Below are 11,566 nucleotides of genomic sequence, written 5' to 3' on the forward strand. Positions count from 1 at the left end.
TTCATCCCATCCCATGGGTTCATCAAATTAGGATGGGATTCTCTTATTTTTTACGAAATTTTTTGAGCTACGAGGTATCTCAAAAATGGTTAGCCTTTTATATGATGAAGCCTAATCTGTATCTACCCACTCTAAATCTTTTTATAAAAATTTTCTTTTACATTCATGGAAAAATTGAAAAAAATGGCTGCCTGCCATGTAGTAAGATATGTTGAAGATGGCATGGTGGTCGGGCTGGGAACAGGCTCTACGGTAAAATATGCGATAAAAAAGATAGGAGAAATGGTGAAGAAAGGTGTGAAAATAATCGGCATTCCGACATCTTTGGAAACGGAAAAATTGGCAAGAAATGAAGGTATAACCCTTTCCACTCTTAATGAGCATGAGATAGACATTACTATTGATGGAGCTGATCAGGTCGATGAAAATTTAAACCTGATAAAAGGGGGAGGGGGAGCTCTGCTGAGGGAGAAAATGGTGGCAAGCTGCTCAAAAAAAGAGATAATAATCGTGGATGAGTCAAAGATTGTGGAATCCTTTTCTTTTCCCCTGCCTGTCGAGGTTGTCAAGTTCGGATGGAAAAGCGTTGTGCCTAAGATTAAAAAGCTGGGCTTCATGCCTGAATTGAGAGGCGATTTCGTAACGGATAATGGAAATTACATACTTGACTGCAAATACAAAAATATTGAAAATGTTGGAGAGATGGAAAAACTGTTGAACAACGTTCCAGGCGTTGTGGAAAACGGTCTTTTTATAGATCTGGCAACAGAAATCATTGTGGGCACGGCCGATGGAGCGAAAAGTATTAGAAGGCAATAAATTTACTCACAGCAATGACTATAATACAGGAAGCACAGAAAGGCATAATCACCGACGAGATAAAAGAAATTGCCAAGGTAGAAAGAATTGAAGCTGAAACGATAAGAAGGAGAGTTGCTGAAGGAAAAATTGTCATACCATATAACCCAATTCATTCCCCGAAGCCGATAGGCATAGGAAAGGGGCTGCGCGTAAAAGTTAATGCCAACATAGGCACTTCCAGGGAATACTGCAATATTGAAGAAGAAATAAAGAAGGCAAAAGTGGCAATGGAGGCGGGCTCGCATGCAATAATGGATCTTTCCACCGGCGGGAATCTCGACGAGATAAGAAAAAAACTGCTTAAAACAATTGATATTCCTTTTGGTACTGTTCCAATATACCAAGCAGGAGTAAATGCAATAGAAAAGAAAAAAGCCATTGTGGAAATGACTTCTGATGACATGTTTAATTCGTTTAAAAATCAGGCAGAACAGGGAGTGGATTTTGCAGTTGCCCATGTCGGAGTCACAAAGGAAAGCGTTGAAAGGTTGAAGAGGCAACACCGTCTCATCCCTATGGTTTCCAGGGGAGGGGCATTCCATATGGCATGGATTCTGCATAATGAAGAAGAAAATCCGCTCTATAAAGAATTTGACTATCTGCTGGAAATAGCAAAAGAATATGACCTAACATTGAGCCTTGGGGATGGAATGCGTTCTGGCGGCCTCTACGACTCAAATGACAGAGCGAAATTCCAGGAGCTTCTTATAATCGGGGAGCTGGTGGAAAGAGCGAGAAATGCAGGCGTGCAGAGCATGGTCGAGGGACCTGGCCACATGCCCCTTCAGGATATAGAGCCGAATATAAAAGTAATGAAGAGAGTTACTGGAGAGGCTCCATATTTTGTTCTCGGTCCGCTGGTAACAGATATAGCCCCGGGCTATGACCATATCGTTGGGGGAATCGGGGGGGCCATAGCAGGCTATCATGGTGCTGATTTTCTTTGTTATGTTACTCCGGCGGAGCATCTATCGCTTCCTGACGTGGACGATGTGAGAGACGGTGTGATAGCAAGCAGAATAGCAGCCCATGCAGCAGATATCGCAAAAGGAATAGATTATGATATTGATGCAGAATTTTCCAAAGCAAGACATGAACTGGACTGGAAGAAGATGTTCCAATCATGCATAGACCCGAAGAAGGCAAAAGAGTACAGGAAAAGAAGAAAACCTACAGAAGACCCGAGAACATGCTCAATGTGCGGAAGATTTTGTGCCATCGAGATAGTGGAAAAATATCTAAAAGAATAGCCCGCCTTACGGTCTAAGCTGTGCTCTTTCCAGTATTCTCCTCGCCCTTTTCTCAACGGGCAAATCAATCATCCTGCCGTTTAAGGATGCAGTTCCAAGTCCTCTGGCATGGGCTTCTTCAACAGCCTCTATTATTTTCTTTGCCTTCTCAACTTCTTCATCGCTAGGCATGAAACATTCGTGGATTATTTTTATCTGGTTAGGGTGTATTACGCCTTTTCCGTCGAACCCCATCTCCACTATTTTCATCGTTTCCTCTTTCAGCCCCATCATATTTTCGACATCTGGATAGATAGTATCTAAAGCCTGCACACCGTGTGCCCTTGCAGACGTAACAATCCTGCATCTCGCATAAAACAATGAATCCCATGTTCTCTTTCCACCCATATCACTCGTGAAATCCTCCGCTCCAAATGCAATAGCGACAACATTATCGCCTGCACCTGCAATTTCAGAAATGTTCTCCACCCCTTTTGCCGTTTCCACTATCGGCATTATTTTTGCATCCAGTCCTTCCTCCTCAAGGATGTTATCGAGTATCACAACGTCCTCTTTTCCTTTAACTTTTGGCAGGCAAATTCCATGCGGTGAGCCATACTTTATAACAGAAATATCGTCTTTTGCCGTCTCCTTATTCACTCTCACCCAGAGCTCGGAGTTTTCGAAGTCGACATATTTAAGGGCATTTTTTACCAGGTAGCGGGCATCCTCTTTCTGCCCCACTGCAACAGAATCCTCAAGATCAAGTATAAGGCAGTCGCAGCCGTAAACGCCTGCACTGTTGATCATCCTCGGATTGTTGCCGGGGATATACATCCTGCTTCTTCGTGGCCCAACGTGCATATCCTCCCTCTTTATGACAACATCATGTAAGTCCTCCCCGCATGCTTTTTGGAGTGCTGCCTCCAGCCTTGCCATTATAACATAATCCAGCGAGCCGTTCTCTTCCACTTTTACCTGCGCCTTCACATCGAGTTCGTCTAACCTTTTCTTAATTAACGATTCAATGTGCTCTCCGAACATATTCTTGTCTTTTCCCTTTATTTCGATGCCCTCTCCCTCAAGAACCGTTACGGTGCAATCCCTTTTGTTTTCCGTTCCAGAAATTCCTTTCTTTCTAATTTTCATTTTTTCCCTCCGGCTATTTCAAAATCAATAAAATCACAGTGGTGGACGATAATTCCTTCGGGTATTCTCTCCACAAAATTTCCCTCCTTGGAATGGGATGCAATGATACTCACCACTTTATCATTCAGCCCCACCTCGGCCGCAAGAGCTGCTCCACTGACAGGATGCCGCAAAATTTTGCCCAGATAAGATTTTCTTGTACCCCCGTCAACTCTTTCATATTCCAGAAGTTTTCCGACATCGTGCAATACAGCTCCTGTAATAAGCAAATCCATATCCACATCTCCCCTTTTCTTTCCCACGGCATATGCCATCCCTGCAACTCTGTTCACATGGTCAACAAGACATCCTGCATCAGGTAATAAAAGCGTAAAAGGTACGTCATCAAGATTTTTCCATCCTCCTCTTCTCATGGCCACTTTCCAGCATTCGACAACCTTTTTTTTCATTTCTTCATCCTTTATCTCCTGGATCAATGGGAATATCTCTTCAAATCCATTCATAGTCCGTAGAATGCCATAAAAATATTAAAAGGTAACCCATGTGGCCTATATCGGCTTTATTCTTTTAATATTTGGAACTTTATCAAAATCTTTATTTACAGAGATTATTTCTTTCACTCCAAACTTTTTCATAGTTGCTGCATGGACACAGTCATAGGGGCTTATTTTGACTTCATCGTAAATTCCGCCTGCCCATCTTATGATGGTATCATTTAATGGAACTATCTTCATCGGCAAGGAGTAAATTGCATCTATTTCATCCTTCACTTCTCCAACTAACCCATATTTCCTCAACGCATTCGCAACTTCGAGCAGCATCAAAGTCGATGCCATTCCATCTATTTCGCCTTTTGCAGGATTTCTAACAATTTTTGCACAAGATTTGCCATACCGCCTGTCCATGGTTTTTGCATAGAAGAAAATGTTGCTATCGATATAAAACAACTTACTCACTTTCCATCTTTTCTTCCAGTTCTTTAACAGATATGTGTTTGTCGAAACGTCTTTTACCTATCAGAATTTTTACGGGATCTTTCACTACTTTAAACCTTTTTAATCTTACCTCATTCTCTTCCAATGATTCTACAATCATGATTTCCCCTGGCACGATGCCCATTTTTTCCCTCACTTTTTTGGGTATGGTAACTTGAAATTTTTCGGTAACTCTTGTTTCTTCCATGTAAGTATACGGTATACCGTATACTTAAATTTTCTTATTAGGATTCTTGATGAACTTCTAGACTGACCCCAAGTAGTTTGGATTACCGTCTGTAGTAATCAAACCTACTCTTTTACAAAACCGTTGGCAACGCTTGATTTCCGTCATTTTTTCAATTGCCAGTATAGAATTTCCCTCCTAGCATGTTCTTCTGCCAGGAGGTGATTACCTCCTACTACTCAAATCTTCAACAAATTTATTGGGGATTACCCTTTTGCCCAACAAAAAATCTTTATGCACGAACGCATTTTCCTTTCAATGCAGGTCTATCAAAAAATTTCAGAGGCGCTGGAAAAAAGCGAAGGCCAGAATGTAAAAATCAGAGGGTGGATTTATAGGACACGCAGCAGCGGAAAGCTCGCTTTTGTTACGCTAAGGGATTCAAATGGGACGATCCAGGTTATCGCCGAAAAGGAAAAATTACCAGAAGAAGACTTCCAGGCTGCCCAGAAAGCTCTTGTAGAATCCTCCGTTGAGATAGAAGGAAAAATTCATGAAGACAAAAGAGCACCTGGAGGAAAAGAAATTCATGCGACTTCATTCCACGTCATTCAGTTTGCGGAGGATTTTCCCATAACCAAGGACCAGAGCACCGAGTTCCTGCTCGACAACCGCCATCTCTGGATTAGAAGCAGAAAATTGACGACGGTGATGAAAATCAGAAGTACACTTGTGGGTGCCATCCATGAATTCTTCAGAAGCCATGGCTTTTACGAGTTTCATCCGCCCATACTCCAGCCCAGCCAATGCGAGGGTGGTTCAACCCTTTTTGAAGTAAATTTTTACGGAGGCAAAACATATCTCTCCCAGTCCTGGCAGCTTTATGCAGAGGCGGCTATTTTTGCTTTGGAGAAGGTATATGATGTTGCCCCCACATTTAGAGCGGAGAGATCGAAGACGAGTAGGCATTTGAGCGAGTTCTGGATGGCCGAAATGGAGGTGGCATGGTTCGATCTTGAAAAAGTAACAGAATTTGCAAAAGAAGAAGTCAAATTCATTATAAAGAAAATTATAGAAGAGCATGGAGAAAACCTCTCATTTTTGGGAAGGAATCCAGACACATTAAGGAGCATAATAGCAAAGCCTTGGCCGACGATAAAATATAGGGAAGCTTTAGCTATATTGAACGAACACGGAATGAATGTGCCGTTTGGAAAAGATTTGCGTACAATTGAAGAGCAAGAGCTTATGAAGCATTTTGAAACCCCTGTTGTCATTACCCATTATCCAAAAGAAGCCATGGCTTTCTATAAGCCAAGGGATCCACAGCATCCAGATGAAGCCCTTTGCTTTGACATGCTGGCTCTGGAAGGATATGGGGAAATAGTGGGGGGCAGCCAGCGTTCCACGGATATCAATGAGTTAATAGAATCCCTCGAGAAACAGGGGGAAGACGCCCGCAATTATGAATGGTATCTTGACCTCAGAAGATATGGCTCTGTGTCCCATTCAGGATATGGATTGGGAATCGAGCGACTGCTGGCATGGATATGCAAACTGGATAATATCAAAGATACAATACCGTTTCCAAGAACAATAAACAGAAAATATCCATAGGGGATGCTATTTTTGGTGATTTGGCCGTTACTCCACGTATGCAAAAATATTCGGCTTCTGTCGGCAGATCCGAAATTATTATACACTCTGGTTTTATTAAGGTCATGGGTGTTCAGCATGCTTAAAAAAATAATGGCTATAGCTTTGGCGGGCATTTTGTGTATAACTTTTCCTCTTGCATTCGGAGGGAATGAAAGCGTAGATGTGAGCGAGATAAGCTCTGAAAGGGTAATGAATGAAACGGCAGTCATAGTTTCAAAAGAAAATTACTTCTATCCAATGATAGCAACACCCGCATCTATTTATTACGATAGCGATAATGTGCAACATGTTTCACCATTGCTCGTGCAGGATTTCATGAGGCCATCAAAGTCCATACAGAGATTCAAGGACATGTACGGGCTGAGCAGTGCAATGTACATAGTTGATGAAAGCCCAGAAAGTGCATCGATAAGGTTTGCGAAAGAGCTATGGAAAAAAAGCGATGCGGCATTACTTATAAAGCAGGATAGTGAGGGTTATAATTTGGGCATAGTTGCGGTTCCTCTCGCATCATATCTTAACATTCCAGTTTTTGTAACGGATGATACGAACAACATAAAAAGCACGTTGAAAGAGCTTGGTGTGAAATCAACTTTTGTTTGCGGAAACATTGCAGGCTATGGCGAAACCGAGAGATTTGCAAGCATAGATGAAATAAATGATATGATACTGAACGTTTTGGGCAATGATTTTGGCGGTTATATAACAATGGCAAATCCTCTCGACGTAACAAAGCCGGAGGTGCTTGATTCTGTTAGCTATCGCTTTGAAGGGACTGTAAATTCTGGAAGTACTCTGCACGGTCTCAATATACTTCTGAGTGGTTTTAATTACTCCGCAAGCCATTCATTCAATATTCCACAGGATTATAAGTATGCCAGAATAAAAATAAAGCTGGTAAATGATGCATCGGGGGATGTGGAGAAATGGGGAGACAGAATATTCCTGCACTTAATTGATCCAGATAACGCCACGTTTGAGTACACATCCACTGCTGCCGGCATTCCCGTGACCGATGGAAAAAATATAATAGAAGACCAGCTGGAGTATGAGGTGTGCATATACAACAAACCCGGAAAGTATACAGCAGAGGTTGTGGGAACGTGGATCGTGAAAAGAGAAGGAAATTACAGCATGGATGTGGAGGTGGATAAGCTGGATACGTCAATTTATCCCCTCATGAAAAATCTGTCATCAATGTCGCCATATCTGGCTGCTTACCATAAAGGCATAATATTCGCAAAACCGGAGTTTGCATTTGCTGCCAATGACAATGTGACCGTCGACGGCGAGACGTGCCCCGGAATAGCAAGTCCTGTCAAGAATTCAAGACTTGTTGTGGCTGCCAATGAGCACGTCCTGAACATCCATGATGAATTGAACTCCGTGCTTTCCAAAATTGCAAATATATCTTCTGAAGATACTGAGACATTAAGAAATTATTACGCCGAAAATCCGGCATACATTGCCATAATGGCTGACACAACGATGATTCCCCATTATTATTACTACAATCCGGATAGCGATTTTGTTAGCGGCGAGGGTGCAGCGGGAGATTTCATGTACGGTGATATCGATCCTGACTTGCAGGATACAGAAAACGATACTTATTCATATTATCCATTTCAGGAAAACGCTGTCGGCAGGGTGACGGGCTGGGATGCTGAAGACTGCAGCGCTTTGATTGCAAGGACGATATTTTACAATGACATTATACAAAAGCTGGGAGAATGGAAAGACAACGCGACCATACAGACGGGCACTGGCATAGAATTCCAGAAAATACCTTTAATTACGCCTTTGATGAATAAGCTGAAAAGCATCATTGGATTTGGCCCTGTCAGGGACGAGCCGACAAAATTCTGGACGGGAGAGAGCAAATTCATAAACATGCGCCTATGCAACGATACGGAAAAAGGAGGGTTCAATGTAAAAAGTGCATACAGGCTCGAAGCCCAGAGGACAGGGTTGATCGGCGATAAAATTGTTAAAGGCGGCAAGTACCAGCTGGAAAGCAATTATATATTTACATTTAATCACGGCTCCTATTATCTTTTCGAGGCGGGAGATATGCTTGAACTAGACCAGTTTGGCTTGGGATTGAAAACAGGTTTGTCAGGCAAGGGAACATACGATGTTCGCCATATCGTCAATATGGATTACGGACCCTCAATGACTTTCATAGAGAGCTGCCTCGTCGGCAAAACGGAAGGTCTATCACCATACAATACACTGTCTCAGGCTTTTATCCATGCGGGTGTAAATGCATTCATCGCCTCTACTAGATATACTGCAGACCCTGGCTATCTTGAGCCGGGACTGGTTTTTGAAGGATTTGGTTTCAAAGGGTATGTTAATGCAACTTTCAATCTCTTGCTTAAAGGGGAATATCCAGATTTACATTTCGGCAGTTTGATAGCCGAGGATTTCATTCTTGATTTGATACTGAATGACAGCACAACGGGCATGGCTTTGAGGAATGCAAAAAATGCTTACCTTCCAAAGGATGCAAACTCGACATTCCTGTGGACCCCTCCTCTAAACGATGAACTATGCTCAGGAGGAGCAAAGGTACTGGATAAAAAGTATGTGGCAATCCATGAGTTTGTGCTGTACGGGGATCCTGCCTTCAATCCGTATGAGCCGGTAAACCGTAAATAAAAGGAAAACAATATAAAGAGCTAAAACCTTTCGTACTCAGAGGGCAAGGAGGAAACCCCTCTCTTTCTTCTTTCCAGTCTAAAAACTCCTGATTCCAAGCTCCTCTCTACTCTTTCCTGCTTCTTGGAGGACTTCTTCAGATACGTAAATGTTGCAGCCTTCCCTTGCAGCAAGGGCTATACAATCGCTGGGACGTGCATCCATAACTATCTCTCTGGCTTTTTTGTCCTTGTAGTATTCTATATAAAGTTTAGCCATGAAAACACCACCATGAAGTTCATCTATAACGACTTTTTTTATCGATCCGCCCATCGCATTTATTATCCTTATAAAAATGTCATGCGTCATCGGTCTGCTGGGCACTTTTCCCTGTATTCCATTCAGTATACTTTCGGCCTGCCATCTGGTTACATAAATGGGGAGCGCCAATTTTTCCTCGACCAAGATTATCTCTGAAAAATTCTCGTCATTATAATAGCTTGGATAAATTTCCATTTTTATTAATTTGCCATTCATTTTATCGATACCAGCTTTTTTATTCTGCCCACCACGTTAGGATGTGAAGAAACTATTTCAAGTATTTTATCGGTGGTTTTTACTTTTGCGCTCCTTGCAAATTTTTCCACTTCATACATGTCAAGATGCCCATCAAGGTTAAGGTCAGCCTCTCTCAGGTCCATTATGTCTCTTCTGGCTGTTGATGGGTCGGTTGCAAGAAATGCCTTGCTCCCCTCAACTTTTTTCAATTCTTTTGCATCTACCCTCGTTGTATCAAGCGTTATTCTGTACAGAGCGGAGGCGAGTGCATACGGCTTGCCTGTAAGCTCCACACTTCCGTAGTCTGCATAATACTCCCTTATTCTGCTTACATACAGTACTATCAGATTTGTCAGTAGATAGAGGAAAAATGCAATTATTGCAATAATCACCCCCTCGTTCCTTCTCCCTCTTCCCCAAAGAAAAGACCAGAAAGCGATGTAACATATGAGGGGAACTACAGAAAGCGTGGTTATCACAACCATATCACGATGGCGAAGATGGGACATCTCATGCCCCAGGACAGCCTCCATTTCCTCTTCGTTTAACCTTTCCAAAAGTCCGGCAGTTACACAAACCCGTCCGTCTTTCCTGCTTCTGCCGAACGCAAATGCATTTGGCACTTTTATCTGCGAAATTCCGACTTTTGGCATTGGTAGTTTTGCCTCTGACGCCAAATGTTCAACCATGCCGTATAGTTTTGGATTATCTTCCCTCTTTATGTACCTGACCCGCATGCTTATTTCAACCATCTTTGGGCCTGTTAAGTACTGGACAAGTACTATGAGCAATGCAATTATGGCAAGCGGCAGAGGATATGCAAATCCCAGCAGATATGCAATGAGAGTGATGAAACCATAGATTAGTGCAAACATGGCTGCAATGGCAATCGCCAGGCGTGTTTGTAGCCACAGCGTGGACATGGTTTTTACATACATCCCGCAATAAATAAAATTTTCTAATTGGATGACCGTTAATTATTTATTCCATCCTTCTTTTTACCTGCAACTATGGAAAAAAAAGCGTTATCTGTTTTGGTTATTCTGTGTTTTTTAGTTTCTGCAGCTTTCTCTACATGGCTTATAGAAAAAGAAGATAGCAAATCTGTTGAATTTTGGGAACACCATATATTATCGTTTAATAAACCGGATAATGTAACAGTTGTCATTGACATCATGAGAGTGAGGACAATGACGGTAAAGGAAGATATGCCCAATATTTATTTTAAAATATATATCAATGGTGAAGATTCTGTATTGTTACCCCAATCTTACAAAGGAAAAGACATATGGATTGAAGAGCCTGTAGCAAGTAAAGAAATTTCTTATAATCCGGAAGAGAAGGTAAATATCCAAATCCAGGTATGGAAGAAAGAACTGCTATTTGATAAACCCTGCGATATTTCAAGAGCTAATAGCCCTTTCTTGGCTGGAAGAATTATAAATATTTCTTATGATGTCAAGAGGGGAGGATGGACAGGTGATGATTATCTTGGTGATGAGAATGGCTACGGGCATTGCTCCGGCTTTGAGGATGGAAACGAAAACGAAAATGATTGCGAAATATGGTTCGATATATATCAATCGGGTGATGGCTGGGATGAGGATCATTTGACTTATTGGGAAAAGGTAAATATTTATGACCTAAACGTTTCCAGAGATTATACGGGAGAGGATTTTGATGGGGACAGTGTTCCTATTGAATGGGAAGATAAGTATGGATATGATCCTTTTGTCTGGGATAATCACGCCAATATGGATCCAGATGAGGATGGATTGACAGATGTGGAGGAATGGAAAACATCCAAATGGCTTTCGGACCCATTCGCCCAAGATATTTTTGTGGAGGTAGACGGAATGGAAGGAAAATATTCGTGGAGCAAACCATATATCTTTCCGAAAGAGTCACAATATCTCCTATGCAATGCATTTGCGAGGCACGACATTACCATTCACATAGATGATGGTAACCTAAACGATGGTGGGAATTTGATCCCATATGATGGACTCATGTCTTACGGTGGATTGATTAGTGCTCGCTCTAAATACTTTTTGCACTGGAACCAGAATAACTGGAAGCGTGGGGTTTTCCATTACGCAATTATTTGCTGCCAGATAGATTTTTCCCGTCGCCCCGCTGGTGGAATGGCCTTCTATATCGACAGCTTTACTATCGGAGGGCAGTATGTGAGGAACTGGACATGGTCATTTTATCTTCAGGGGAGTGATTATTATACGGCATTTGCAAGCGTGTTCATGCATGAGCTAGGCCATACCCTTGGCTTGAATGGTTTTGCGGGCATCGATAAC

The 11,566-nt window shown here is 42.1% G+C and carries 11 protein-coding genes; 5 read left to right on the forward strand and 6 right to left on the reverse strand.

All coding sequences use genetic code 11. From position 1 onward, the window contains the following. Positions 1-165 precede the first annotated feature (165 nt). A complete protein-coding gene (rpiA, locus tag U9O96_02235) occupies positions 166-819 on the forward strand; it encodes a ribose-5-phosphate isomerase RpiA (GenBank protein MEA2053926.1) in 654 nt (217 codons plus the stop codon). Between the two features lie 14 nt (positions 820-833). Continuing rightward, positions 834-2,111, forward strand: coding sequence for a phosphomethylpyrimidine synthase ThiC (gene thiC, locus U9O96_02240; protein ID MEA2053927.1), 1,278 nt, complete (start codon positions 834-836; stop codon positions 2,109-2,111). 6 nt (positions 2,112-2,117) lie between these two features. Here thiC and U9O96_02245 read toward each other — a convergent pair whose 3' ends face one another. Genes U9O96_02245 through U9O96_02260 form a run of 4 tightly spaced genes read right to left on the reverse strand, consistent with a single transcriptional unit; the run spans position 2,118 to position 4,421 of the window. Continuing rightward, on the reverse strand, positions 2,118-3,239 hold the full coding sequence (locus U9O96_02245; protein ID MEA2053928.1) for an aldolase/citrate lyase family protein: 1,122 nt from the start codon (positions 3,237-3,239) through the stop codon (positions 2,118-2,120). Beyond that, a complete protein-coding gene (locus tag U9O96_02250; protein ID MEA2053929.1) occupies positions 3,236-3,742 on the reverse strand; it encodes an HD domain-containing protein in 507 nt (168 codons plus the stop codon). Before U9O96_02250 ends, U9O96_02245 begins: the two co-directional genes overlap by 4 nt. 45 nt (positions 3,743-3,787) lie before the next feature. Further along, a complete protein-coding gene (locus U9O96_02255) occupies positions 3,788-4,195 on the reverse strand; it encodes a type II toxin-antitoxin system VapC family toxin (GenBank protein MEA2053930.1) in 408 nt (135 codons plus the stop codon). Then, the gene (locus U9O96_02260) at positions 4,188-4,421 is read right to left on the reverse strand and encodes an AbrB/MazE/SpoVT family DNA-binding domain-containing protein (protein MEA2053931.1); all 234 of its coding nucleotides are present in this window, start codon (positions 4,419-4,421) and stop codon (positions 4,188-4,190) included. Before U9O96_02260 ends, U9O96_02255 begins: the two co-directional genes overlap by 8 nt. Positions 4,422-4,718: 297 nt before the next feature. Here U9O96_02260 and asnS point away from each other — a divergent pair, with 297 nt between their 5' ends. Together asnS and U9O96_02270 are read left to right on the forward strand one after the other, a co-directional pair. Further along, a complete protein-coding gene (gene asnS, locus U9O96_02265) occupies positions 4,719-6,017 on the forward strand; it encodes an asparagine--tRNA ligase (protein MEA2053932.1) in 1,299 nt (432 codons plus the stop codon). Positions 6,018-6,134: 117 nt separating this feature from the next. Further along, positions 6,135-8,720, forward strand: coding sequence for a C25 family cysteine peptidase (locus tag U9O96_02270; protein ID MEA2053933.1), 2,586 nt, complete (start codon positions 6,135-6,137; stop codon positions 8,718-8,720). A 78-nt stretch (positions 8,721-8,798) separates the two neighbouring features. On the opposite strand, the gene U9O96_02275 is transcribed toward U9O96_02270, so the two are convergent. Together U9O96_02275 and U9O96_02280 are read right to left on the reverse strand one after the other, a co-directional pair. Further along, on the reverse strand, positions 8,799-9,236 hold the full coding sequence (locus U9O96_02275) for a bifunctional nuclease family protein (GenBank protein ID MEA2053934.1): 438 nt from the start codon (positions 9,234-9,236) through the stop codon (positions 8,799-8,801). After that, positions 9,233-10,180 (reverse strand): zinc metalloprotease HtpX, encoded by a 948-nt coding sequence (locus tag U9O96_02280; protein MEA2053935.1) that lies wholly within the window; start codon positions 10,178-10,180, stop codon positions 9,233-9,235. Before U9O96_02280 ends, U9O96_02275 begins: the two co-directional genes overlap by 4 nt. 87 nt (positions 10,181-10,267) lie before the next feature. On the opposite strand from U9O96_02280, the gene U9O96_02285 reads away from it, so the two are divergent. Beyond that, a partial coding sequence (locus U9O96_02285) for a hypothetical protein (GenBank protein ID MEA2053936.1) occupies positions 10,268-11,566 on the forward strand: 1,299 nt, incomplete at its 3' end.

This window comes from Candidatus Thermoplasmatota archaeon, from assembly GCA_034660695.1.
Lineage (GTDB): Archaea > Thermoplasmatota > E2 > UBA202 > DSCA01 > JAYEJS01.